Annotated in this window: 24 protein-coding genes and 2 pseudogenes; 16 read left to right on the top strand and 10 right to left on the bottom strand. The window is 71.3% G+C overall.

Annotation, left to right across the window (positions count from 1 at the left end):
- Nucleotides 1–269: 269 nt before the first annotated feature.
- The 3 genes from J7I97_RS13945 to J7I97_RS13935 all read right to left on the bottom strand — a co-directional run bounded on the left by J7I97_RS13945 (nucleotide 270) and on the right by J7I97_RS13935 (nucleotide 3,261).
- Complete coding sequence (locus J7I97_RS13945) at nucleotides 270–920, bottom strand: hypothetical protein (RefSeq protein ID WP_214934567.1); 651 nt, start codon at nucleotides 918–920, stop codon at nucleotides 270–272.
- Between the two features lie 189 nt (nucleotides 921–1,109).
- Complete coding sequence (locus J7I97_RS13940; RefSeq protein WP_214934564.1) at nucleotides 1,110–1,793, bottom strand: GntR family transcriptional regulator; 684 nt, start codon at nucleotides 1,791–1,793, stop codon at nucleotides 1,110–1,112.
- 76 nt (nucleotides 1,794–1,869) lie between these two features.
- A complete protein-coding gene (locus J7I97_RS13935; RefSeq protein ID WP_214934562.1) occupies nucleotides 1,870–3,261 on the bottom strand; it encodes an aspartate aminotransferase family protein in 1,392 nt (463 codons plus the stop codon).
- Between the two features lie 226 nt (nucleotides 3,262–3,487).
- Here J7I97_RS13935 and J7I97_RS13930 point away from each other — a divergent pair, with 226 nt between their 5' ends.
- The 4 genes from J7I97_RS13930 to J7I97_RS13915 all read left to right on the top strand — a co-directional run bounded on the left by J7I97_RS13930 (nucleotide 3,488) and on the right by J7I97_RS13915 (nucleotide 5,897).
- Nucleotides 3,488–4,165, top strand: coding sequence for a DJ-1/PfpI family protein (locus tag J7I97_RS13930; protein WP_214934560.1), 678 nt, complete (start codon nucleotides 3,488–3,490; stop codon nucleotides 4,163–4,165).
- A gap of 82 nt (nucleotides 4,166–4,247) precedes the next feature.
- Nucleotides 4,248–4,742: a MarR family winged helix-turn-helix transcriptional regulator gene (locus J7I97_RS13925; protein ID WP_374195471.1), complete on the top strand. Its 495-nt coding sequence runs from the start codon at nucleotides 4,248–4,250 to the stop codon at nucleotides 4,740–4,742.
- A 76-nt stretch (nucleotides 4,743–4,818) separates the two neighbouring features.
- Nucleotides 4,819–5,208, top strand: coding sequence for a nuclear transport factor 2 family protein (locus J7I97_RS13920; RefSeq protein ID WP_214934556.1), 390 nt, complete (start codon nucleotides 4,819–4,821; stop codon nucleotides 5,206–5,208).
- 5 nt (nucleotides 5,209–5,213) lie between these two features.
- The gene (locus J7I97_RS13915; protein ID WP_214934554.1) at nucleotides 5,214–5,897 is read left to right on the top strand and encodes a LysE family translocator; all 684 of its coding nucleotides are present in this window, start codon (nucleotides 5,214–5,216) and stop codon (nucleotides 5,895–5,897) included.
- Here the strand turns inward: J7I97_RS13915 and J7I97_RS13910 are convergent.
- Entirely contained in the window at nucleotides 5,894–6,367 is a 474-nt protein-coding gene (locus tag J7I97_RS13910) for an HIT family protein (RefSeq protein ID WP_214934740.1), read from the bottom strand. The genes J7I97_RS13915 and J7I97_RS13910 overlap by 4 nt on opposite strands.
- A 405-nt stretch (nucleotides 6,368–6,772) precedes the next feature.
- On the opposite strand from J7I97_RS13910, the gene J7I97_RS13905 reads away from it, so the two are divergent.
- The 6 genes from J7I97_RS13905 to J7I97_RS13880 all read left to right on the top strand — a co-directional run bounded on the left by J7I97_RS13905 (nucleotide 6,773) and on the right by J7I97_RS13880 (nucleotide 12,946).
- A complete protein-coding gene (locus tag J7I97_RS13905) occupies nucleotides 6,773–7,825 on the top strand; it encodes an alpha/beta hydrolase (protein ID WP_214934552.1) in 1,053 nt (350 codons plus the stop codon).
- Complete coding sequence (locus J7I97_RS13900; protein WP_214934550.1) at nucleotides 7,818–9,020, top strand: acyltransferase; 1,203 nt, start codon at nucleotides 7,818–7,820, stop codon at nucleotides 9,018–9,020. Before J7I97_RS13905 ends, J7I97_RS13900 begins: the two co-directional genes overlap by 8 nt.
- Nucleotides 9,013–10,392: a sensor histidine kinase gene (locus J7I97_RS13895; RefSeq protein WP_214934548.1), complete on the top strand. Its 1,380-nt coding sequence runs from the start codon at nucleotides 9,013–9,015 to the stop codon at nucleotides 10,390–10,392. Before J7I97_RS13900 ends, J7I97_RS13895 begins: the two co-directional genes overlap by 8 nt.
- A 17-nt stretch (nucleotides 10,393–10,409) precedes the next feature.
- Nucleotides 10,410–11,060, top strand: coding sequence for a response regulator transcription factor (locus tag J7I97_RS13890; RefSeq protein ID WP_214934738.1), 651 nt, complete (start codon nucleotides 10,410–10,412; stop codon nucleotides 11,058–11,060).
- Between the two features lie 88 nt (nucleotides 11,061–11,148).
- On the top strand, nucleotides 11,149–11,574 hold the full coding sequence (locus J7I97_RS13885; RefSeq protein WP_214934545.1) for a hypothetical protein: 426 nt from the start codon (nucleotides 11,149–11,151) through the stop codon (nucleotides 11,572–11,574).
- Between the two features lie 169 nt (nucleotides 11,575–11,743).
- Entirely contained in the window at nucleotides 11,744–12,946 is a 1,203-nt protein-coding gene (locus tag J7I97_RS13880) for a cytochrome P450 (RefSeq protein ID WP_214934542.1), read from the top strand.
- A 26-nt stretch (nucleotides 12,947–12,972) separates the two neighbouring features.
- Here J7I97_RS13880 and J7I97_RS13875 read toward each other — a convergent pair whose 3' ends face one another.
- Both J7I97_RS13875 and J7I97_RS13870 read right to left on the bottom strand, forming a co-directional pair.
- On the bottom strand, nucleotides 12,973–14,556 hold the full coding sequence (locus J7I97_RS13875; RefSeq protein WP_214934539.1) for an ABC transporter permease: 1,584 nt from the start codon (nucleotides 14,554–14,556) through the stop codon (nucleotides 12,973–12,975).
- Nucleotides 14,553–15,494 (bottom strand): ABC transporter ATP-binding protein, encoded by a 942-nt coding sequence (locus tag J7I97_RS13870; RefSeq protein WP_214934536.1) that lies wholly within the window; start codon nucleotides 15,492–15,494, stop codon nucleotides 14,553–14,555. The genes J7I97_RS13875 and J7I97_RS13870 overlap by 4 nt, the downstream gene beginning before the upstream one ends.
- A 75-nt stretch (nucleotides 15,495–15,569) precedes the next feature.
- Between J7I97_RS13870 and J7I97_RS13865 the strand changes: the two genes are divergently transcribed.
- Nucleotides 15,570–16,094, top strand: a complete 525-nt coding sequence (locus J7I97_RS13865; protein ID WP_214934735.1) for a GbsR/MarR family transcriptional regulator — start codon at nucleotides 15,570–15,572, stop codon at nucleotides 16,092–16,094.
- Between the two features lie 241 nt (nucleotides 16,095–16,335).
- Here the strand turns inward: J7I97_RS13865 and J7I97_RS13860 are convergent, their stop codons facing one another.
- Nucleotides 16,336–17,253, bottom strand: a complete 918-nt coding sequence (locus J7I97_RS13860) for a diacylglycerol kinase (RefSeq protein WP_214934733.1) — start codon at nucleotides 17,251–17,253, stop codon at nucleotides 16,336–16,338.
- A gap of 184 nt (nucleotides 17,254–17,437) precedes the next feature.
- On the opposite strand from J7I97_RS13860, the gene J7I97_RS13855 reads away from it, so the two are divergent.
- Nucleotides 17,438–18,721 carry an adenylosuccinate synthase gene (locus tag J7I97_RS13855; RefSeq protein WP_214934533.1) on the top strand — a complete coding sequence of 428 codons (1,284 nt, stop codon included), beginning with the start codon at nucleotides 17,438–17,440 and terminating at the stop codon, nucleotides 18,719–18,721.
- Nucleotides 18,722–18,756: 35 nt separating this feature from the next.
- On the opposite strand, the gene J7I97_RS13850 is transcribed toward J7I97_RS13855, so the two are convergent.
- Complete coding sequence (locus J7I97_RS13850) at nucleotides 18,757–19,200, bottom strand: hypothetical protein (protein WP_374195469.1); 444 nt, start codon at nucleotides 19,198–19,200, stop codon at nucleotides 18,757–18,759.
- A 257-nt stretch (nucleotides 19,201–19,457) separates the two neighbouring features.
- On the opposite strand from J7I97_RS13850, the gene J7I97_RS13845 reads away from it, so the two are divergent.
- Entirely contained in the window at nucleotides 19,458–19,730 is a 273-nt protein-coding gene (locus tag J7I97_RS13845) for a hypothetical protein (RefSeq protein ID WP_214934530.1), read from the top strand.
- Nucleotides 19,731–20,096: 366 nt separating this feature from the next.
- Here the strand turns inward: J7I97_RS13845 and J7I97_RS13835 are convergent, their stop codons facing one another.
- Nucleotides 20,097–20,429: a hypothetical protein gene (locus tag J7I97_RS13835; RefSeq protein WP_251049293.1), complete on the bottom strand. Its 333-nt coding sequence runs from the start codon at nucleotides 20,427–20,429 to the stop codon at nucleotides 20,097–20,099.
- Nucleotides 20,430–20,898: 469 nt separating this feature from the next.
- On the opposite strand from J7I97_RS13835, the gene J7I97_RS13830 reads away from it, so the two are divergent.
- From J7I97_RS13830 to J7I97_RS13820, 3 genes and pseudogenes are all read left to right on the top strand, one after another.
- On the top strand, nucleotides 20,899–21,627 hold the full coding sequence (locus tag J7I97_RS13830) for a polysaccharide deacetylase family protein (protein WP_308369138.1): 729 nt from the start codon (nucleotides 20,899–20,901) through the stop codon (nucleotides 21,625–21,627).
- 34 nt (nucleotides 21,628–21,661) lie between these two features.
- Nucleotides 21,662–21,839: pseudogene (locus tag J7I97_RS13825) on the top strand (IS5/IS1182 family transposase); the annotation flags it as partial.
- Between the two features lie 513 nt (nucleotides 21,840–22,352).
- Complete coding sequence (locus J7I97_RS13820; protein WP_214934527.1) at nucleotides 22,353–23,255, top strand: helix-turn-helix transcriptional regulator; 903 nt, start codon at nucleotides 22,353–22,355, stop codon at nucleotides 23,253–23,255.
- 103 nt (nucleotides 23,256–23,358) lie between these two features.
- On the opposite strand, the pseudogene J7I97_RS38475 reads toward J7I97_RS13820, so the two are convergent.
- A pseudogene (locus J7I97_RS38475) lies at nucleotides 23,359–24,013 on the bottom strand (hypothetical protein); the annotation flags it as partial.

Here is a 24,013-nt window from a genome sequence, read left to right as displayed (position 1 = left end):
CCAGGGCCCTTCAGCCCCGCCGGCGCTTGAGCCGCCGGGTCCGGGGCGGAGCCCCAGGGCCCTTCAGCCCCGCCGGCGCTTGAGGCGCGGGGTCCGGGGCGGAGCCCCAGGGCCCTTCAGCCCCGCCGGCGCTTGAGGCGCGGGGTCCGGGGCGGAGCCCCGGGATACGGAGAAAGGGCGGGGCGGGGAGAAAGCTCCGCGCAGCGGCACCCCGAGCCCCGCCCCACCCCACCGGCCCGGCACGGCACGGCACCGGCACCGGCCCCCGCTCAGCTGAAAATAATCATCGAGCCCTGCCCAAGGCACCGCGTCGCCGCCGCATGCAACCCCAGCCAGACATACCGCTCCCGCGCAAAAGGACTGTCGTCGTACGGAACCGGCCCCGCCGGCTCCTCCAGCGACGTCGGCCGCCCAGGCGGCGCCGGCGCCGCAGGCGGATTCCCCGGGTCGATCCCGATCGCCGCGGCGACAAAGGCCAGCTCCCGCAGCAGCCCCTGCGCGGACCCCAACGGCCCGCCCCCGGCCAACAGCTCCTCGTTCGCCAGCGGAGCCGCGAAGTCGACCGGCACGTACGCCCCGGCATGGTCGTAGTGCCACACCAGATGTGACTGCTGAGCCGTGGACTCGAACATCTCCAGCAGCTGCTCGTAGTCCCCGCCCAGCTCGTCCACCGGAGTCACCGGCAGCCCGCAGATCTGCAGAAGGTACGCCCGCCGCAGGAAGTGCAGGGCGTCGTAGTCGAACCCGGCCACCGGGGCGACATCCCCGGAAAGCCCCGGCATGTACGCGAACACGGGCACCGACGGGAGTCCCGCCTCGCCCAGCACCTTGTCGTAGGAGGCGATCTCTTCCGCGAAGGGGTTGTCGGGGCTGTGGCACAGCACGTCGACAAGGGGGACCAACCACAGGTCACAGGCCACGCGGGCTCCGATCAGTCGTTGCCGCCGATCCGGTCAGCGTAGTGCGCCGAACACCCTCCGCGAAGGGGTGCGCAAAACCAGGTCGCGGAGACCCGGAACTCAGGGAGGGATCAAGCGGCTCACGGAGCCAGCGGCTCAACGGCTCAACGGCTCACGGAGTCAGCGACGGCCCACGGAGTCAGCGACGGCTCACGGAGTCAACGGCTCCAGCCCCGCCGCCCAGTCCAGCCCATGCTGGTTGTACGCCCGAACCATCCGCCGTACCTCCTCAACATCGGCCCGCGTCACCGCCTCCACCAGCTCGCGGTGCCCGCCCCACAGCGCCTCCCGCATCCGCAGCGGATCCCGCTGAAGGTGCGGCACGGCGAACACCCAGCACTGCACCCGGATCCGGTGCAGGAACTCGGTGATGTACGTATTCGCGACCAGCCCGCTCAGCTCCCGCCAGAAGCGCAGGTCGTAGCCGATCAGCACTTCGAGCGACCCGCTCTGCGTCGCCCGCCGCGCCTCCTCCGCCCGGCGCCGCACCGACACCAGCATCTCCGCGGCCCCCGGCGCCGCTCCGCGCTCGACGAGCCGGCGGAAGATCCCGTCCACGATCAGCGTGCGGGCCTCGATCATCCCCACGTAGTCGCCGACGGAGTAGACCCGCACCCGGAACCCCCGGTGCTGGACCGACTCCAGCAGCCCCTGCGCCGAGAGGTCCACCAGCGCCTCGCGCACGGGGGTCGCGGAGACCTCGTACTGCTCCGCGATGTGCTTGACCGTGAACTCGGTCCCCGGCGGCAGGCGTCCCGCGAGCACCTCGTCACGCAGCGCGTCCGCGATCTGCTGGCGAAGTGTGTTCCGGGTGACAGCGCCGCTGCCTGGCATAGGGGTCCGTCTCCTCTGTAGAGCTTGGGACACCTTAGGCCAGACAGCGAGGCCGAAACCGATCGATTTATGGCCGCTATACGGACATACCGCCCGTTATACGGGCACCCGCACCACCCGCGCCGTCGGCGTACCGGTCCGCGACCGTCAGCGCCTCGTCGAGCAGCGCCAGCCCCTCCTTCGCCTCGGCCTCCGTGACGGTGCACGGGGGGACCACGTGAGTCCGGTTCATGTTGACGAAGGGCCACAGGCCGGACGCCTTGCATGCCGCGGCGAACTCACCCATCGGCGCGTTGTCGGCCCCTGAGGCGTTGTACGGAACGAGCGGCTCGCGCGTCTCCTTGTCCCGTACGAGTTCCAGCGCCCAGAAGGTGCCCAGCCCCCGGACCTCCCCGACCGACGGGTGCCGCTCGGCCATCTCGGCGAGCGCCGGCCCGATCACGTCCTCCCCGATGCGGCGGGCGTTCGCGACGATGCCCTCCTCCTCCATGGCGTTGATCGTCGCCACCGCGGCGGCGCAGGCCAGGGGATGCCCGGAGTACGTCAGCCCGCCCGGATAGGGACGCGTGGCGAAGGTCTCGGCGATGGCGGCCGAGATGGCGACACCGCCGAGCGGCACGTAGCCGCTGTTCACGCCCTTGGCGAAGGTGATCAGGTCAGGGGTGACCCCCCAGTGGTCGGCGGCGAACCACTCGCCGGTCCGCCCGAATCCGGACATGACCTCGTCGAGGATGAAGACGATGCCGTAGCGGTCGCAGAGCTCGCGCACGCCCGCGAGGTACCCGGCCGGCGGGGTCATGATCCCGGCGGTGCCGGGCACGGTCTCCAGGATGATCGCGGCGATGGTCTGCGGCCCCTCGAACGCGATGGTGTCGGCGAGGTGCGCCAGGGCACGCTCACATTCCTCGGCCTCGGTGGCGGCATGGAAGGCGGAGCGGTACAGATACGGGCCCCAGAAGTGCACGACACCGGCCGCGGCCGTGTCGGAGGGCCAGCGTCGCGGGTCGCCGGTGAGGTTGATCGCGGCGGCGGTGGCGCCGTGGTACGAGCGGTACGCGGACATCACCTTGGGCCGCCCGGTGTGCAGCCGGGCCATCCGTACGGCGTTCTCGACGGCCTCGGCGCCGCCATTCGTAAAGAAGATCTTGTCGAGGTCTCCCGGGGTCCGCTCGGCGATCAGCCGGGCCGCGTCGGAACGCACGTCGACGGCGAAGCCGGGCGCCAGGGTGCAGAGCTTGGCGGCCTGCTCCTGGATGGCGGCGACGACCTTGGGGTGCTGGTGGCCGATGTTCGTGTTCACCAGCTGGGAGGAGAAGTCGAGGAAGCGGTTTCCGTCGTAGTCCCAGAAGTACGACCCTTCGGCACCGGCGACGGCGAGCGGGTCGATCAGGGCCTGGGCGGACCAGGAGTGGAAGACGTGAGCGCGGTCGGCGGCCTTGACGGTCGCGCCGGTGACATGAGGGGTCATGCCCGTCACGCTAAAAGTGCGCAGGTGGGGAGGGATATCGGCGGATTGTATGGGGGTCGGGGGCCGCCCTCGGCAGTCTGTCTGCGCGCACGGTCCTCGCACCTCCTGGGATTGACAGCATCCTGTCGAAATGACAGCCTTATGTCATACACCTCTCTCCGAATCCGGCGAGGAAGCCCACAGAGACCCACCCAGGCACACCCCACCAACGCTGGAGGCGACCACCATGACCACCGCGGGCACCACAGGCACCACGGGCACCACAGGCACCACAGAGACCGAAACCCCCCGCAAGGCGGTCCACCTCGCCGTCTACGACACGTACGCGGACTGGGAGACCGGCCACACCACCGCCCACCTGACCCAGCGCAGCCACGTGATCCATACGGTCGGCTTCGCCGCCGGGCAGCCGGTCACCACCATGGGCGGCATCCGCATCCAGCCCGACCTGGCCCTGGCCGGCCTGCGCCCCGAAGACTCGTCCCTCCTCATCCTGACGGGCGCGAGCCTGTGGGACAGGGGCGACGACCTGGCACCGTTCGCGGCGAAGGCCCGGGAGTTCCTGGCGGCCGGAGTGCCGGTCGCGGCGATCTGCGGAGCCACCGCAGGCCTCGCCCGCGAAGGCCTGCTGGACGCCCGTACGCACACCAGCGCGGCCTCCTTCTACCTCGCGCAGCAGCCCGGCTACGGGGGCGCGGCCCACTACACCGAGGCCGACGCGGTCACGGACGGCAACCTGATCACGGCGGGCCCGACCGAACCCGTGGCCTTCGCCCGCGAGGTCTTCGCCCTGCTGGACGTCTACAAGCCGGACGCCCTCGACGCCTGGTACCGCCTCTTCCACGACTCGGACGCGAGCGCGTACCCGGCCCTCATGGCGGCGACGGAGCCCGACAATGCCTGACCCACTACCGCGGGGGGAACAGAACCACCAGCCGGAACCGCTGCCGCGGGAGGGCAACACCGCGCACCCACAGCCAGAGCCTCTGGAGGAGCGAGAGCAGCACCCTCGGCCGGAGCCGCTCTCGCTCCGGGAGCGGCAGGACCTGCTGAGCCGGACGGCGCTCGGGGTCTTCCGGCTGAACGGCCAGTTCCTCGCCGTCTCGGAGGAGCTGGCCAAGCCGGCCGGGCTGACCGCAGCCCGGTGGCAGGTACTGGGCGCCGTGCTGCGGGAGCCGCTGCCTGTCGCGGGGATCGCCCGGGCCATGGGCATCACCCGCCAGAGCGTTCAGCGCATCGCGGACCTGCTGGCCGCCCAGGGACTCGCCGAGTACGTGCCGAACCCGGCCCACCGGCGCGCGAAGCTGCTCCGCCCGACGGAGGCCGGCCGCGCCGCGGTCGCCCGTATCAACCCGGGCCACGCGACGCTGGCCACCCGCCTCGCGGAGGAACTCGGCGAAGCCGCCTTCGCCGAAACAGCCCGCGTCCTGGAGCGTCTCAGCGCAGCCCTCGGCACCCTGACCGACGCCACCACCCCCTGACCCCGTTTGTGTCGAAGTCAATAAGCCTGCAAGCAAAGCTTGTTGCGCACGACACCGCCATCGCACACTGCGGCACATGGAGCCCTTGAACGTGGTGGCACAACTCTGGGAGCGAATCGAGGCAGGCGACTGGGACGGCGTGGCCAAGCTCATCGCCGAGGACGCCGTCATCGAATGGCCCGTGAGCGGTGAACGCATAGTGGGCCGCGCCAATTTCATCGCCGTGAACCACGACGACGGCTACCCAGACGAGAGATCCGTAGAACTGCTGCGCATACTCGCGGACGGCGACCTCGTAGTCACGGAGGTGGAGATACCGCAGGACCACGTCGTCTACCGGGCCGTCTCCCTCTGGACCGTGCGCGACGGGGAAATCGTCGGGGCCAGGGAGTACTGGACCAGCCCCGGCCAGGACCCGGCTCCGCGCTGGCGGGCGGGCTACGTCGAACCCCTGGTGGCAGACTGAGCCGCGTGCTCACCCAACTCACCGCCGCGACCGGGGTCCTGGCACTCCTCACGCTCGTCCCGGGTCCTGACATGGCCATCGTGACGAAGCGGGCCGTATCGCGCGGCCGGGCCGACGGGCTGCGCACGGTCGGCGGGATCGCCGTCGGGCTGCTGCTCTGGGGCGCCCTCACGGCGGCCGGGCTGGCGGCGCTGCTCGCCGCGTCCGCCGGGGTGTACCTGGTGGTGAAGCTCGCGGGGGCGGCGTACCTGGGCTGGCTCGGCATCCAGTGCCTACGCCACGCGGGCGCGGAGGCGCCGCCGCCGTCACCATCACCGTCACCGTCTGCGAAAGGTCATGACGGCGCGAGCGTCCCGACCCGCTCGAACAGCACGCGCGACGCGACCGCCGGCAGCGCCTGGCGCACGGGCCTGCTCGCCAACACCCTCAACCCGAAGATCGCCGTCTTCTACACAGGGTTGCTGCCCACCCTCGCCCCGCCGGACCTGCCCCCGGCGGCGGGCATGGCCCTCCTCGTACTGGTGCACGTGCTGCTGACCCTGCTCTGGCTGGGCACATACGTGTACGTCCTCTCGCGCGCCCGGCACTTCTTCGCGCGGGCACGCGTCCGCCGGGCCCTGGACCGCGTGACGGGCATGGTCCTGATCGCCTTCGGCATCCGAGTGGCGACGGCGGCGTCCGCGCCCTAGAACAACCCGTCGAGCTCCTCACCGATGGCCGCCCGCAGCGCGTCGTGGCGTGGAGCGAGCGCGTACTCCTCACCCCGCCAGTACTCCACCTCCTCGTACAGCCAGACCGGCAGCCGGACGAGGTCGGCGGGCTCCCATTCGTAGCGGGGCCAGATGTGGGCATGGAGATACGGGTCGGTGTTGCCGAGGATCTCGATGTTCACGCGGCGGAAGGCGGGGTCGAGCCGCTTGCAGGCCCGCTCGACGGCCTCGGCGAGCCGCTCCATGCCGGTGAGGTACGCGATCCTGCGCGGCCGGGTCAGATCCGAGAGCCGGGTGACGGCGGGGTCGTCGGTCAGCAGCACCGAGTACCCGGGCAGGAACTGCCGGTCCCCGATCGCTGCGAAACCGGAGTCGAGGCGGCGCAGGACGGTGGGGTTCTCCCCCCGGTGCGCGCTGCCGATGCGGTCGTGGCGCCAGTCGGTGTCGATCACCCCGGGACCCTACACGCAGCCCCGTTCCCAACTCCTCCCAGCCCAGCCCCCCTTACCGCCCTCCCCCGCGACACCTCCGCCACACGACCCGACACCCGAACACCTCCCCTTGCCCTTCAACACGGTTCGCGGACACGGCACTACGACGTGGGGGGGGTGGCCGGGCCAACTCCCCCCGGCTGGCCGCCACCTGACCTGCCCGCACCCACAACCACCACCCCGTCCCCGGCCGCGCCCCCACCCCCGCCCGCCGTGCACGCGCCCCCGGTGCCGGGTAGCCCGGGTGATACCTGAGAGCCACCCACTAACGCAGCTCCCCAGCGGGACGCCAACCACGCACCCCGATTTCTAACTTCGGTACCAGAGACGAACGAACCCCCCTCCGGACCGAAGGAACACACCATGACCCGTGGCCGCCGCCTGCACCGCACCCTGCTGGCCAGCCTCGTAGGCGCAGCCGTCGTGTTCCCCGTATCCGCCGCCGCCTCCCCCAACATCCCCGCCCCTGCTCCCGCGCCCTTCGCGGCGCACACCGACCCCCAGGCCCGTTACACCGCCAACCGCGCGGCCCTCGGCGAGGCGGCACGCATGGCGCAAGACGCCGGCCGCACGGGCCGGGCCGAGAAGCTGCGGGCGATGGCGGCAGGCACGGCCGGGGCCCCGGCGGCACCGCAGTTCCTCGCCTTCGACGGCCGCGGCAAAGGCCGCGCCGTCGAGGTGTTCGGTGACGTGGAAACCGCCGACCGGGTCACGGTCCTGGTGCCCGGGTCCGACACGACCCTGGACACCTACCAAAGGTTCCGTGCCGGGGCTGTCGCCCTTCAGCAGCGCCTCCAGGCCGAGCATGCGCGCTCCGCCGTGGTCGCCTGGCTCGGGTACGACACCCCCGGCACGGTCAGCTCGACTGTCCTGACCACCGACCGCGCCGACGAGGCCGCTGCCCAACTGTCGCCCTTCCTCACGCAGTTGCAGGACTTCACCCCGCCCGATGCCCGGCTCTCCCTCTTCTGCCACTCCTACGGTTCCGTGGTCTGCGCCCGGACCCCGACCGGGCCCAAGGTCACCGACATAGCCCTGTTCGGCAGCCCGGGCACCGGGGCCGGCTCCGCCCGTGACCTGCCGACCGGCGCCCGCGTGTGGGCGGGGCGAGGCAGCGGCGACTGGATCGGGAACATCCCGCACGTCCGGCTGGCCGGGATCGGCTTCGGCACCGACCCAGTGGATCCCGCTTTCGGCGCCCAGGCGTTCGGCGCCGGCGCCGCTGGCCACAGCGACTACCTAAAGCCCGGCACCGAGTCCCTGAACAACCTGGCCCACATCGCCCTCGGCACCACCGCCACCGCCGGCACCCCCACCGGCACCGCCGCCCCCACCGCCGGCACCGCCACCACCACGCCCGCCACCGCCCCCACACCCACCGCGACCACCCCCACCCCGGAGGCATCCCATGCCTAGGCTCCGCGCCCGCTGGGCCGCCCTCGCGGACCGGATAGACGCCGGGACACCGGCCGACCGGGACCGTTCCGTGGACGCGCTGCGGGCCCTCGCAGTCCTCGGGGTGGTGCTGGGCCACTGGCTGGTCACCGCGCTGACCACCGCCGACGGCGGCCTGAGCACCACCAGCCCGCTGGCCCACATGAGCCGGCTCGCCCCGGTCACCTGGGTGTTCCAGACCCTGTCCGTCTTCTTCCTGGTCGGCGGCCATGTCGCGGCCCGGAGCCACGAGTCGGCGCTGGCGCGCGGGGGGTCGTACCGCACCTGGGTCGTTCAGCGGCTGAGCCGGCTGTTCCGCCCGGTCGCCGCGGTGCTCACCCTGTGGGCCGTCGCGGCGGGCGGGATGCTGCTCGGCGGGGCGGAGCTGAACACGGTCCAGACCCTGCTCAGGCTGGTCCTGTCCCCGCTGTGGTTCCTCCTGGTGTTCACCGCGCTGACCGCGGCCACCCCGCTGGTGGCGCGTCTGTCCCCGCTGTGGCCACTGGCCGTGGTGGCGGGTGTGGACGTCTGGCGGTTCGGCTTCGGCGGGCCCGAGTGGATCGGCTGGGTCAATGTGGCCGCCGGCTGGCTCGTCCCGTACTCCCTCGGGGCCGCCTGGTCCCGAGGCGTGTTCGCCCGGCGCACCCCGGCCGCACTCCTGCTCGGCGCGGGCGCTGTCGCCACCGCCGCGCTGATCCTCTGGGGCGAATACCCGGCGTCCATGGTGGGCGTCCCCGGGGCCCGGATATCGAACCTGAACCCGCCGACGCTGGCCGCGGTGGCGTTCGGCGCGGCCCAGTGCGGGCTGGCCCTGCTGCTGCGCGAACCGCTGGCCCGGGCCATGCGGCGGCCACGAGCCTGGGCGAAGGTGGCCCTGGTGAACGTGTCCGCCATGACGATCTTCCTCTGGCACCAGACCGCGATGATGGCCGTCACCGCCCTCGGGCTGCTGGCCTCGGTCGACCTGCCCGGTCTGCACACCGTGCCCGACTCCCCGGAGTGGATAGCGGCCCGCCTGCTGTGGCTGCCCGTGTTCGCTGCCGCGCTGGCGGTGTGCTGGGCCGCGTTCCGTATCCACGAACAGGGCGGCCGGCGCCCGAAGTCCGCCCGCACCACCCGTATCACCGCCCGCTCCCACACCGAGGCGGCCCCCGCCAAGGAGATCACCCATGCCTAGGCTGGACGACGTGAATCAGCAGAACGATCAGAGCGTGCCCGTAGCCGGAGGTCCGGCCCCTGCCCCGGCCCTGCCTGCGAGCGCCACCCCCGACCGCGGCCATTCTGCCTGGCGGGCCCTCGGGCTGGAGCTGCTTACCCTCCGGCGGGACCCGCTGCCCCGGATGACGCGGCCGCGCTGGCTGGCCTGGCTGCCGCATGTCGCCGTCGGCTATCTCGCGCTCTTCTTCGGCTTCCTGACGAACCTGCAGTTCGACGACAACTACAAAGTCACCGGCGGCATACCCGTGGTGGTGTCGATCCTGGTCGGAGCCTCGATCGCGCTAGGGATGTTCCGTCCGATCCCCGCCTGGTGGCTCGGCCTGACGGCGGCCGGGCTGGTCGCCTGGGCGATCCGCGATCACGTGGGCCCCGATCAGACCTGGCCCTGGATGCCGGCCGGGATCTTCGGCTTCGCCCCTGTGCTGCTGCTGGTCGCCCTGCGGGTGCCGCCCCGGGTGACGGTCGCGGTCGTCGGCGGCTCCCTCGCCCTCACCGGACTGGCCGAGACGCTCCTCAAGCCGGAGCACAGTGCGAGCACCGTTCTCCCAGCGGCCCTCCTCTTCGGCCTCGTCGGCCTCCTCGGGTACGCACTGCGCGCCACCCGCCTGGCCCGCGGCAAGCTCGTCGAGCAGGAGACGCTCACCGAAGAGGAGCGGGCCCGGCGGACCCTGCTGGAGGAGCGCAGCCGGATCGCCCGCGAGCTGCACGACGTCGTCGCGCACCACATGTCGGTGATCTCCATCCAGGCGCAGGTCGCCCCGCATCTGGTGGAGAACCCGTCCGAGGAACTCAAGGAGAACCTGGCGGGCATCCGGCAGAACGCGCTGGAGGCCCTGACCGAACTGCGCCGCGTCCTGGGCGTGCTGCGTTCCGAGCAGCCCGACGATCCGGCGAATCCGCACCACCCCCAGCCCACCCTCGCCGAGCTGGACGGCCTCGTGGACAATGTGCGCGGGGCCGGGCTGGAGGTCACCACCGAGATCGCCGGCATCCGGCGTCCGCTGACACCGGGCGTCGAACTCACCGCGTACCGGATCGTGCAGGAGGCGCTGAGCAACTGTCTTCGCCACGCGCCCGGTTCACGGGTGGAGGTCGGCATCGCGTACGGGCCGCGCGAGCTGCACCTGTGCATCGCCAACAGCGTGCCGACCCGTCCGGCCCCGCCGTCCCACGGTGCGGGGCACGGGCTGCTGGGAATGCGGGAGCGGGCAGGCATGCTGGGAGGTGAGCTGGCCGCAGGCCCGCGCCCCGACGGTGGTTACGAAGTGAGCGCCGTACTCCCCATGGATCCGCCCGGAGGGTCCTCCCCCGAAACGGAGAAGCAACGTTGAGCGACCCGATCAAGGTGATGATTGCCGACGACCAGATGATGGTCCGGCAGGGCTTCACCGTGCTCCTCAACGCCCAGCCCGACATCGAGGTGATCGGCCAGGCCGTGGACGGAGCGGACGCCGTCGCGAAGGTCGCCGAACTCGGGCCGGACGTGGTCCTGATGGACATCCGCATGCCGGGGATGGGCGGCATCGAGGCCACCTCCGTCATCACCCGCGACCCCGCCGCCTCCGTGAAGGTGCTGGTGCTGACCACCTTCGACCTCGACGAGTACGTGTACGAGGCGCTGCGCGCGGGGGCCTCCGGGTTCCTCCTCAAGGACGCGTCGGCCGACCAACTCGCCGAGGCGGTACGGGTGGTGGCGGCCGGCGAGGCGCTGCTGGCGCCGAACATCACCAAGCGGCTGATCACGGAGTTCTCCCGGCTGGGGGCCCCGCGGGGGCCTTCGAAGGCGCGGATCGACGAGCTGACCGAGCGTGAGACTGAAGTGCTGTCGCTGATCGCCCAGGGCCTGTCGAACGCGGAGATCGCGGGGCATCTGGTCCTGGCCGAGCAGACGGTGAAAACCCACGTGGGCCGGATCCTGGTGAAGCTGGGCCTGCGGGACCGTACGCAGGCGGCGGTGTTCGCGTACGAGACGGGCCTGATCCGTCCGACGGGCTACTGAAAACCCCGGGTAGTACTTGAGAGGGACCCTGGGATATCCCCATCAGCGGCGACGCGGACCACAACCGGCCGGGCCTACCGTTCTGTATGTGAGCGAGACGACCACCGGGGGGACAGCCCGGACACCGGAATTCAAAATGGCGTCAGGGTTGCTTGAGACCTTGCGCCGTGACCTCATCACCGATGCCTTCGCCTACCGCCCGCTGGCGCCGGTCGGTACTGCCGGCCCGTTGGCCCGGTTTCTCCCCGAGGGGATACGCCGGCATGCGATGTGGAGCCGGCATGCGCTGGTGGGGGCTCTGGCTGCCTTCATCGTGTTCGTCACGGCCGCCACCCAGTACTCCTTCTTCGACGATCTGGGCCAGCTCACGTCGGGGCTGATGGCCGCGGTTCCGGTGCTGATGACCCTGGTCCGGCCGATCGCCGCGTGGTGGGCGGCGGTGGCGATGACGCTGGTGCTCGCCGTCGGGACCGCACGCAGGCGGCGGTTTTCGCCTACGAGACCCGGCTGGTGACACCGGCGTAGTGGCGCCGGGGAGCGCCGAAGGCGACGCCGCGGCCCGGTGACCCCGGTGGCATCGCTGGCCCTGGTGCATCGGTGGCCCTGGAGCATCGGTGGCGCCGGAGCCGTGGGCGCCGCCGGGGATTCCCCTCCCCGGCGTGCCGGAGGCCTAGGGTGCGGGGATGGGATTTGATCCGTGGGATGCCGCGTTTGTCGCCGATCCGTACCCCGCCTACCGGGAGTTGCGGGAGCAGGGGCGGGCCGTGTGGTCGGAGGCGACCGGACAGTGGCTGGTGCCGCACTACGCCGATGTGAGCGCGCTGCTCCGTGACCGGCGGCTGGGGCGGACCTACCTGCACCGGTTCACACACGAGGAGTTCGGGCGCGAGGCGCCCCCGGCCGAGCACGAGCCGTTCCATGTGCTCAACGGGAACGGCCTGCTGGACCTCGAGGACCCCGCGCACGGGCGGGTGCGGCGGCTGGTGGCCAAGGCGTTCACCCCGCGGACCGTGGAGCGGCTCGCGCCCGCCGTGCACCGGTTGGCCCGGGAGCTCGCGGGGCGGCTGCTGGCCGACGGCGGCGGGGACCTGCTGACCGCCGTCGCCGAGCCGCTGCCGGTGGCGGTGATCGCCAAGCTGCTGGGGGTGCCGGAGGCGGACCGGGGGCTGTTGCGGCCCTGGTCGGCGGACATCTGCGGGATGTTCGAGCTCCGGCCGGACGAGGAGACCGCGCGCAGGGCCGTACGGGCGAGCGTGGAGTTCAGCGACTACTTGCGGGCGCTCATCGACCAGCGGCGCAAGCAGCCCGGCACGGATTTGATCTCCGGGCTGATCGCCGCTCACGACGAGGAGGGGAAGCTCAGCGAGCAGGAGATGATCTCCACCTGCGTGCTCCTGCTCAACGCCGGGCACGAGGCGACCGTCAATACGACGGTCAACGGGTGGTGGGCGCTGTTCCGGAATCCCGGGCAGCTGGCGGCCCTCCGCCGGAATCCCGAAAACTTGTCCACAGCTGTGGATGAACTCATGCGGTACGACACACCGCTCCAGATGTTCGAGCGCTGGGTGCTCGACGACATCCAGGTCGGGGACACCACGATTGAGCGTGGGGCCGAGGTCGCGCTGCTCTTCGGGTCCGCGAACCGGGACCCCGCGCGCTTCGAGGACCCCGATGAGCTGGACCTCGTACGGGCCGACAATCCGCATCTGGCCTTCGGGGCCGGGATCCACTACTGCCTGGGGGCGCCTCTCGCCCGGCAGGAGCTGACGGCCTCGTTCGGGGCGCTGCTGGCAGACGGAGTCCCGCCACTGCGGCTCGTACGGGAGCCGCAGTGGCGGGACGGGTATGTCATCCGGGGGCTGACCGAGTTGCTCGTGGAGTTTTAGACGGCCAGGTTCTACACGGCCAGGTTCTACACGGCCAGGTCCCGGCGGCGCATTGCGGTCAGGCCCGCCCCCAGCAGGGCCGCCGCCAGGACGGTGAGGGTCGCCATCGGGGCCCACGCCAGGGACTCGGCGCCCGGCAGCTTGGGCAGGTGGGCGAAGGGCGAGAGGTTCATGACCGCCTGTGGGAGGTTCAGCGCCGGGCCGATCCAGCCCAGGACCAGCGCGGTCCCGGCCACCGCCCAGGCGGCCACCGCGAACCTCGGCGCCGCGCCGTGCAGGAGCGCCGCCAGCGCGCCGATCACCCACACCGCGGGGAGCTGCGCGAGGGTGGCGCCGATCGCCGCGGCGGTGCCCCCGGCGGACTGGCCGTGCCCGATGCCGAGGCCGAGCCCCGCCACCAGCAGGATGAGCGTCGAGCCGCCGAAGGCGACGGCCAGATGGCCGCCCGCCCACTGGAGCCGGCCCACCGCGTTCGCGAGGAGGGGCTCCGCGCGCTGCCCCGATTCCTCGCCGCTCAGCCGCAGCACCGCCGAGACGATGTACAAGGCGGCGATCATGCCGAGCATCCCGGCCATGGTGGCGAGGAAGGCGTCCGCGAGCCCGCTCTGCCCGCCCATCCGCTCGATGATCTCGCGGGTCTTCTCGTTGTCGCCGACCAGCTCGGTGGCGCCGTCCGTCATCCCGCCGAAGGTCAGACCCGCGGCGAGGAATCCAAGGCTCCAGCCGGCCAGGCTGCCGCGCTGGAGCCGCCAGGCGAGCGCCCCGGCCGTGCCGAGCCGGCCCTCCGCCGGGCCGGGGCGGGCCGGCAGGAAGCTCATGCCCACGTCCCGCCGCCCGGCCAGCTCGTACGCGGCCGCCACCTGCGCCGCCACGGCCGCGGCGAACAGGCCCAGCACCCACCAGCGTTCGTCCGCGAAGGCCCGTACGTGCTCCAGCCAGCCCAGCGGCGACACCCAGGTCAGGGTGGAGGCACCCCCGGTCGAGCCCGCGTCACCGGCGGCGCGCAGCGTGAAGGCCGCGCCGATCAGTGCTCCCGTGAGCCCCTTCGCGAGCCGCGCGCTCTCGGTGAGCTGAGCGGCGATCGCGGCCAGGGACGCGAACAGCATGCCGGTGGCGCCGATGCCGAGGCCGAGGGCCGCCGCGCCGACGGTGCCGCGCCCGGCCAGGCCGCCGGTGATGAGGAGGGCGGCCAGCGCGTTGGCGGTCAGGGCGGCGAGCAGGGCCGCGGTCAGCGGGGCCCGGCGGCCCACCATGGCAGCGGAGAGGAGTTCCTGACGGCCCGTCTCCTCCTCTTCGCGGGTGTGCCGGACCACGATGACCAGGCTCATGATCCCGGCGAGCAGCCCGGCGAAGATCCCGCCGCGCCATGCGGTCAGGGCGCCGGTCGAGTCCCCGAAGACCGGGCCGTACAGGGCGCGCAGCGAGCCGTTGGTGTTCATCGTGGCGAGCAGGCGGCCCCGTTCGGCGGGCGTGCCGTACACCGACTCCAGCGAGGCGGGCAGGCTGAGCACCATCATCGCCACGACCACGATCCAGACCGGCATCATGACGCGGTCACGACGCAGGGCGAGGCGCAGCAGGGCGCCGGTTCCGGCCAGTTGGTTCTTCATCGCGATGCGCCTGCCTGGGTTCCGGTACCGGTTCCGGTGGCGGCGTCAGCGTCGGCGCCGTCCGCGTAATGGCGGAGGAAGAGCTCTTCGAGGGTCGGCGGGGTCGAGGTCAGCGAGCGCACGCCCGACGCGACGAGGGAGCTCAGTACGGCGTCCAGCTTGTCGGTGTCCGCCTGGAGTCGGACCTTCAGCCCCTCCACCTCCACGTCGTGCACGCCCGGCAGGTGGGCGATGCCGTTCGGCGGCCCGGCGAGCTCGGCGCTGATGGAGGTACGGGTGAGGTGGCGGAGTTCGGTGAGGCTGCCGGTCTCCACGGTGCGGCCGTTGCGGATGATGCTGACGCGGTCGCAGAGGGCTTCGACCTCGCTCAGGATGTGCGAGCTGAGGAGGATGGTGCGGCCGGCGGCGCGGGCCTCGGCGACGCAGCTCTGGAAGACCTCCTCCATGAGGGGGTCGAGGCCCGAGGTGGGCTCGTCGAGGACGAGCAGCTCGACGTCGGACGCGAAGGCGGCGACGAGGGCGACCTTCTGCCGGTTGCCCTTGGAGTACGTACGCCCCTTCTTGGTCGGGTCGAGTTCGTACCGCTCGATCAGCTCGGCCCGGCGGGTGCGGTCGAGGCCGCCGCGGAGCCGCCCGTAGAGGTCGATGACCTCCCCGCCGGAGAGGTTGCGCCACAGGGTGACGTCTCCGGGCACGTAGGCGACGCGGCGGTGGAGCTCGACGGCGTCGGCCCAGGGGTCGCCGCCGAGCAGCTCGGCGGCGCCGGAGTCGGCGCGCAGCAGACCGAGGAGGACCCGGATGGTAGTGGACTTGCCGGAGCCGTTGGGCCCGAGGAAGCCGTGGACCTCGCCGGTCGTGACCGAGAGGTCGAGTCCGTCCAGTGCGTGGGTGCGGCCGAACGATTTGTGGAGTCCGGCGACGCCTATTGCCTTCGTCATGCTTCTGAACGTACGCTACTTTCACAAACTTGTGAAGATAGGGAATCGCGTAAAGTCTGGAGGGTGGCTGACGACATGGATGTACGGGACGACGCGCGGGACGCCCAGGAGGACGCGCGGGACGCGGTACGGGATGAAAGTGCGGTCTCCCGCTTCGTGGAGCGGTTCGCCGCGCAGCTGACCGAGGCGGGCATGCAGCGCATGGCGGCCCGGGTCTTCGCGCAGCTGCTCGCCAGCGACGGCGCCGCGATGACGTCGGCCGAGCTGGGCGAGGCGCTGCGGATCAGTCCGGCGGCGGTGTCGGGGGCGGTCTCGTACCTGACCCAGGTCAACATGGTCAGCCGCGAGCGCGAGCCGGGGTCCCGGCGGGACCGCTACGTCCTGCACAACGAACTCTGGTACGAGACCTTCACGCGCCGGGACCAGGTCCTGACCCTGTGGGAAAAGACGCTCCGGGAGGGCGCGGCCAGCCTGGGCCCCGACTCCCCGGCGGGTGCGCGGATCGCTGAGACGGCGGCGTTCTTCGAGTTCCTGCAACACGAAATGCTCGGCCTGCTGGACCGCTGGCGCGCCCACCGGGCAACGCTGGACCTGGGGTAGCTCGCCCCGGCCGGGACGCTGCCCGGACCCGGCAGGGCGGGCGGGCAACCCGACAGGCCGGACGGACAGGGGCCAGGCCGGGCAAAGCACCAGCCAGGCCGGGCAAGGGCGACGGCACGGTGACCAGCGACTTCGGCGGCGGCAGCCAGGCCGGGCAGGGCACCGCGACACGCCCGGGTGGCCGGGCCGGGGACCAGGCTGGGCGCGGACCCGGCCCGGCCCGGCCCCGCCATGCCAGGCGTCAGCGGGGCAAGGTCAGGGACCAGGCTGCTGGGTGGAGGGTCCAGGTGCGGCGGCGGACCGGGCCCGCTGGGGACTGGTCGGCGCGGTAGCGGAAGTCGGAGCCCGACACCGTCACCGTGGACGCACGCTGCGTCACCCGGCGGGAGCCCGACAGCCGGATGGTGACCTCCGCCAGGCCCGCGGCCCCGGCACCGGCTCCAACCCCGGCCCCGGCGGCAGCACCGGCACCGGCACCGGCACCGGCACCGGCGCCGACACCGGCCCCGGCGCCACCGGCACCGCCCCCGGACCCCGACGCGTCGCGCGTGGTCACCGAGACGTCCTCCACCGCGTGGTCCACATCCGCCAGGACCACCCCGTCCGCCTCCACCCGCAAGCGGTGCGGCGTACGGGAACGGGAACCCCGCGATCGGGAGGCCCCCGACGGCAGAAACAGGGTCCGCAGCAGGGAGCGGCGTACGGCGCCTTGCCCGAGCGGGGGAATGCGCAGCCCGCCCAGCACCACCCCGTCGCTGTCGTCCACCAGCAGGTCCCTCGCGTGGACCACGCCGTCCAGGGCCGCCCGCGCCGCCATGACGGCCGACAGCGGCACGCCCAGGGAACGGGCCAGCCCGAGGGATCCCACCGGGCCCACCGGGATCAGCGACAACGCCTCCCCCGACAGGTCACGCGATCGGTGGAGCAGCGTCACAGCGCGTACCAGCGCGCCGTCGTCCCCGACGATCACGGGCCTTCGATGACCCCTGCGGGCAAGAGCCCGCGCAAACTCCTCCGGCGAGTCGGGCAGGCAGATCTTCGCCGCTGCCCCGGCTGACAACACATCTTTCGCGATCCGCACAGACTCGCCGTCCAAACGGCGGGCGACCGGGTCGACGAGCACAAGCAAGCCGCCTACCGGCGCGCCCGCATGGCTCATGGTGGGCTCTGGAGCCGACACCTCGGTCCTTCCTCGGGTAGCATCTTTGTGCAAGAGGCCCTTGCGCTATTGCGCCAGGGCCTTCGTCTATTCCGGGGTACCGGTCCGACGGCTCAGCCTGCGGTGTACATCGTCGTACGCCCCCTGACCTTGGACATGCCCCATCCGGAAGAGGTGTACGCCTGTGCCCGCTCTTGTGCTGCTCGGAGCTCAGTGGGGTGACGAGGGCAAGGGAAAGGCCACCGACCTGCTCGGTGGATCCGTTGACTATGTAGTGCGCTACCAGGGCGGCAACAACGCCGGCCACACGGTTGTCGTAGGCGACCAGAAGTACGCACTGCACCTTCTCCCTTCCGGCATCCTCTCCCCCGGATGCACCCCGGTCATCGGCAACGGTGTCGTGGTCGACCCGTCCGTACTGCTCTCCGAGCTGCGCGGCCTGAACGAGCGCGGAATCGACACCTCCAAGCTGCTCATCAGCGGCAACGCGCACCTCATTACGCCGTACAACGTCACTCTCGACAAGGTCGGCGAGCGATTCCTCGGCAAGCGCAAGATCGGAACGACCGGTCGCGGCATCGGCCCGACCTACGCGGACAAGATCAACCGCGTCGGCATCCGCGTCCAGGACCTCTACGACGAGTCGATCCTCATCCAGAAGGTCGAAGCCGCGCTGGAGGGCAAGAACCAGCTCCTCGCGAAGCTGTACAACCGCCGCGCGATCGACGCCGCCCAGATCGTCGAGGAGATGCTCCAGTACGCAGAGCAGATCAAGCGCTTCGTCGCAGACACCACCCTGATCCTCAACAACGCGCTGGACGAGGACAAGGTCGTGCTCTTCGAGGGCGGCCAGGGCACCCTGCTCGACGTCGACCACGGCACGTACCCCTTCGTCACGTCGTCGAACCCGACGGCCGGTGGCGCCTGCACGGGTACGGGCGTCGGCCCGACGAAGATCTCGCGCGTGATCGGCATCCTGAAGGCCTACACCACGCGTGTGGGTGCGGGCCCGTTCCCGACCGAGCTGTTCGACCAGGACGGCGAGGACCTGCGTCGCATCGGTGGCGAGCGCGGTGTCACCACCGGCCGCGACCGCCGCTGCGGCTGGTTCGACGCCCCGATCGCGCGCTACGCGACGCGGGTGAACGGCCTGACCGACTTCTTCCTGACCAAGCTGGACGTGCTGACCGGCTGGGAGCAGATCCCGGTCTGCGTCGCGTACGAGATCGACGGCAAGCGCGTCGAGGAGCTCCCGTACTCGCAGACGGACTTCCACCACGCGAAGCCGATCTACGAAAACCTGCCCGGCTGGTCCGAGGACATCACGAAGGCGAAGACCTTCGCCGACCTGCCGAAGAACGCGCAGGCGTACGTGAAGGCGCTGGAGGAGATGTCGGGCGCCCCGATCTCCGCGATCGGCGTCGGCCCCGGCCGCACCGAGACGATCGAGATCAACTCGTTCCTCTAGGACGATCCGCGGACGACGAAGGGGTGAGGCGCGCCTCACCCCTTCGTCGTACCACGGGGTGTCTTACGGGAGGCCCGCCCGGCCGAGCCACTCGGGGCGTTCGGGCACGTCCGCGTCCCACGCCTTCGGCGGGGGCGGGGGGAGCGGCGGCGGAGGTGGCGGGAGTTCCGGCTCGGGGGCGGGTTCGGGAGCGGCTTGAGGGCGGCGCTGTCGTAGAGCTGCTCCGCCACGGTGAACCGGCAGTGGAAGGCCTCCCACATACCGTCGAGCACCAGCAGGAACCCGTCGCCGTCCCGGTACAGCACCCGCCGCTTCGGCTTCGCGGGATGCAGGGGCTCGAAGCGCTCGGCCCGCCGCCGAAGCTCCGCGAGTGCCTCGTCCCGCGTCCCGTCTACGTGGCCCAGTACCCCGGCGGACCATGTCCGCCCCCCGTGGCCGTAACCGAGATTCTGCTCGACGAGCAGCCCCCACCTGGTCATGCACCCCGCCCCTCACCAGTGCCCGGCATCCATTGTGCCGGGCGGGGCCCGGAGGCGGGCCGCCGAACGGGATCAAGCAGCCGAGGTGTTGGGGCCGCCCAGGGGGACTTGTTCCCGACCGAGCGGCGCCAGTCATTCCCCCCGGACGCAGCGCGAAAAGCCGCCCCAGATCGCTACCCGCTCCTGCCGAACGGGCGCGCCATCGACGCCTTGTCGCCCTTCCTGCAGTTCATCGGGATGACGCGGTCCTGAACACGGTGCAGTTCCCCAAAGCGCCGGCGTACGGACTCGGCGTGCAGCGCATGGACGTGCGATGTGGCTCGGAGCCGGACACCAAGCCGGTCGGTGTCTGGGAGACCGACGGCGCCGGACCCGGTTTCACCAGCGTGGCCCTCACCACCGCCGACGGTGAGCGACAGCTGGTACTCGCCGTCAATGTCTACGACCTCGGCGCGGACCTGAAGGATGAGCGGCCCGTCCCGCTGAGCGAGGGACTGATGAAGGCGCGGACGGCAGCCCTGTGCGACTGAGGAGGCGTCATGTCATCGCGGGTGACGTCGCACCGCGCGCGGCGCAGGACCCGCCAGGAAGCGGGACGCGATGACGGTCTTCGAGCACAACGTGCTCGCACCGGTCCTCCACGGCTCCGGCTACGAACGCATCTCCACAGCCGGATACTCCGACCCGACGATCCGACGCCGCGTCAAATGATCCATTTGCCGGTCGGTCTAAGCCGCCTCAGATCGCTACGCGCTCCTCGCCCTCAGCGTCTGCGGGCCGTCTGGGCTGGTCATGCGTAGAGCTATCACCATTCGGTGCGTGGCACCTTCGTGGTGGAGGTACGGAACCGCCCCGGCCACCTCGCGGTGGCCGGGGCGGTGTGCGCCGTGGGTCGGTCAGTTGACCGAGACGACCTGGAAGTCACCCCAGCTCTGCGTGGTGTCGATCCAGGCAGAACGGGTGTAGAAGCGACCGCCACCACAGTTGTTGTAGGTGTAGGCGGTGACCTCTACGGAGCCCTTCCACCACCAGCCGCCCAGTGGCGTGGTGGAGTCCCGGTTCACGTTGAAGCAGTGCCCCACCGTGACGCCGTTCTGGTTGGGCCCCTTGATGTAGACCGACTGGGCCCGACCGGACGCGTCGTCGATCTGGATCTGCTGGCCGTTGGTCCCGGCCCAGGCCGACCCGGTCCCGGCGATCAGGCCGGTACCGGCCACAGCCATCGTCACGGCAGCTGCGGCTATCTTCCTGCGGATCTGCACAGTCTTCCCCCTGTGTTCTGGTGCCGTAGACACCATGTTGATCTTGGTTCTATGAACCCTCCCCCGAGAACCCCCACGCACCAAGCCGACTCGCCGCCGAGCCGCAGCCGCCGAGTTGGAGGAGCCCCGCAGCGATCGTTGGCGGCTTATGTCCGGCCACGGACGGGCCGCAGGCGCCGGGCAACAGGAGCGCGTAGCGATCTGGGGCGCCTGACCACAAAGGGTGCGGGAGGGGACGGCGGAGGCACGGCCGGTCCCCCGGGGGGCGTGTGCGATACCGGATCCGGGAACCCTGCTCCCGCAACCCCGAACGGCCGAGCGCGCGCGGCTCGCACGCGATGCCGGGCGTGCTTCGCGCGCCGTGGCGGCCTCCACGGCCCGCATCCCGGCCCGGGCCACGATCGACCGGGCCCGCCCCGACGAGCCTGGGAGCCCCGTGCGACGACAACCCCTCTCCGCCGCCCCGATCACGAGACGTTCGGCGCTGCTGGCGCTCGCCGCCACGCTGGCGGCTCCGCCCGCCGTAGCGGCCGGCCTGGACGGTGAGGAGGTCCGGCTCATCCCCACCGAGCAGCGCATCACCGCCCTCACGTTCAACGCCGCCTGGAACGAGGACGGCCTCGACAGCGTCCTCACGGTCCTGCGAGGTCACCGTGCGCCGGCGACGTTCTTCGTCACGGGTGAGTTCGCGCAAGCCCACCCCCAGGCCCTGCGCGCCATCACCGCCGCCGGGCACGGGATCGGCAACCACTCCCACACCCACCCCGACTTCCGGGACATCACCCGTCGGGAGGCCGAGCAGGAGATGGACCGCGCCGACCAGGCCATCCGCACCGCGAGCGGCACCACCCCGGCGCCGTTCTTCCGCTTCCCGTACAGCGAGACCACCGAGCAGGGCATCGCCGCCGCCAACGCCCGTGGATGGACGAACGTCGAGTTCACCACCGACACCCGTGGCTACGTCGGCACCGAGGGCGGTATGACCACGGCCGAGGCGGTCACCCGCGTGGCGGACACCCTGGTCCCGGGGCAGATCGTGCAGATGCACATGGGCACGCCGGAACGACACGGCGACGTCATCGACGCCCTTGCCCTGCCGGACATCATCGACCTCATCCACACGCGGGGCTACGAGATCGCGGACCTCCGCGCGGCCTTGGCCTAGGGTCATAGCCCGCTCACCGGTGCCCACGCCCGTCGGGCCGCCCGGGACCACACCGGCCGTGGTCCTGGCCGACAAGGCGTATTCGTCCCGCGATCCGATCTCATCTGCGTCGGCGCGGGATCCGGGCCGTTATCCCGCAGCCCGCCGATCAGGCCGCGAACCGAAAGCGGCTGGGCAGCCGCGGAGGTCGCCCCCCGGCCTTCGACCGCGAGGAGGTGGCGGCGGTGCGCTCGCCGGGACCGTCGTACGGCGATGCCACAACGGCCCCGGCACATTCACACGCCGGGGCCGCCCTTCCAGGCCGCCACACGTGAGAGTGCAATGGCCCATCTCTCATGTTACGCCTGGGGCTCATCTCTGACATAAGGAACTTTTCGTGACGATGTGGGCCGGGCAGCCGGCGTCGTCCGGCGCGCCCCGACCGACAGGACCGTGACGGCGATCGCGACAAGGGCAAGGTCGAAGCGGGGCAGCCGGATCACATGGGGCAGCCTCGCCGACGCTTGCACATTGCGCAGAAAGCTGTATCGAATTGCGGTTCATCCGCTTATTTATTGCAACCGGAAAATACGGTCAGCCGGGTGAGATGCAATACGAAGTTCAGGTCGCTCTGCGCCCGGCGCGAATCGCCCTGCATGACACGGGGGGCCAAGACGGATCCAGCTGCTCTGGCCGTGGCAATCTGCTCGCCAGCGCAAGGTTCTTGAAGCGGAGGTACACGCCCCGTGGGTGTCACTGTCAATCCCACCGTCAGCAGGCGCCGACTGGGGGCGGAGCTGCGTCGGCTCCGGGAGGTCAGCGGTATGACGACGCAGCAGGTGGCGGCACGCCTGCTGATCTCCCAGCCCAAGATCAGTCTGCTGGAGAACGGCCGCCGACCCATCAAGCCGCGCGATGTGCGAGATCTCTGCGAGCTGTACGGAGTCCGGGATCAGCGGCGCGTTGACCATCTGCTGCAGATGGCCAGGGAATCGGGTCAGCAGGGCTGGTGGAACGCCTATGACGACATCCCGTACGGCGCCTACATCGGCCTGGAGGCCGAGGCGGCCGCGATCCGGTTCTACGAGCCCCTGGTGGTCCCCGGCCTGCTGCAGACCCCCGCCTATGCACGGGCGGTCATCGCAGGAACGATCCCTCACGCCACTGCCGAGCAGGCCGCCACCCGCCTCCAGGTGCGGATGCGGCGCCAGGACCGGCTGCGCGCCCCGGGCAACCCGCTGCGCTTATGGGCCGTGCTGGACGAATCGGCGCTGTGGCGCGTCGTGGGCAGCCGCGAGGTCATGCGCAAGCAGCTGGACCATCTGACCCGCCTCAGCGCCCAGCCGCACATCACCATGCAGGTTCTCCCTCACGATGTGGGTGCGCACCCAGGCGTCTCGGGACAGTTCTCGCTGCTCGAGTTCGCCGACACCACCGATGTGAGCGTGGTGTATCTGGAGAGGTTCACCAGCGACCTCTATCTGGAGAAACGATCCGACGTGCGACGCTACAGCGACATGTATGCGCACTTGCAGGCCAAGGCGCTGAGCCCGGACGGTACCCGGCATTTCATCGAGGAAGCCATCAGGGCGTACGCCGGCCCAGAACCGTGGCCAGATGCCCGCGCGCTGTCCCTGCCGAGCCCGTGAGCGCCACTGAGCCCCCGGACGATGTGTCCAGGGGCTCAGCTGCCGAATGGCGGATCGGACGGCCTATGTGGTTGGCCGAGCGTCAGCCCTTACCTGTGAAGGGCTAGTCCTGTCGGTTTGCTGCACCTCCCCGGGTCCGCCTAATGGCGAAGAAGGCCGAGCCTCCGACGAATGCCAGCGCGGCTGTAGTGGCGGCCATGATGCCGACCTCGCTGCTCGAGTCGGTCGCGGCGAGGGCCGGCGACGTCTCCTTCGACTGCAGGCCGGTGGCGGCGCTTACGGGGGTGAAGTTGACGTTCTTGGCGGTGCGCCCGGAACCGATGTGGCCCAGAGCATCGCCGAGGCCGCCCGGCAGGAAGTCGGCCCACGGGGGCTTGCCCTGGTCGGGACCGTCCTGACCGTGCCCGGGCTTGCCGTGGTCGTGACCGTCGTGACCGTGGCCGGGCTTGCCGTGGTCGTGACCGTCGTGACCGTGGTCGCCCTCGTCGCCCTCGTCGTCGTGACCGTGGTCGCCCTCGTCGCCCTCGTCGTCGTGACCGTGGCCGTCATCGCCCGAGTCACCCTTTTCACCCTTGTCGCCGCGAGGCCCCTTGGGCCCTGCGGGTCCGGCCGGTCCGGCGGGTCCGGCCGGTCCGGCCGGTCCTACGGGTCCGGCAGGTCCGGCGGGTCCGGGGGAGCCGACGGGGCCAGGAGAGCCGGTCGGGCCGGGGGCGCCGGGGCTGCCGTCAGGGCCGGGGGCACCGGGGGAGCCGGTCGGG

It is taken from the genome of Streptomyces sp. ISL-87, from assembly GCF_018614095.1.
Lineage (GTDB): Bacteria > Actinomycetota > Actinomycetes > Streptomycetales > Streptomycetaceae > Streptomyces.
Note: the sequence above shows the minus strand (reverse complement) of the source record. Positions and strands in the feature narration are given on the sequence as shown.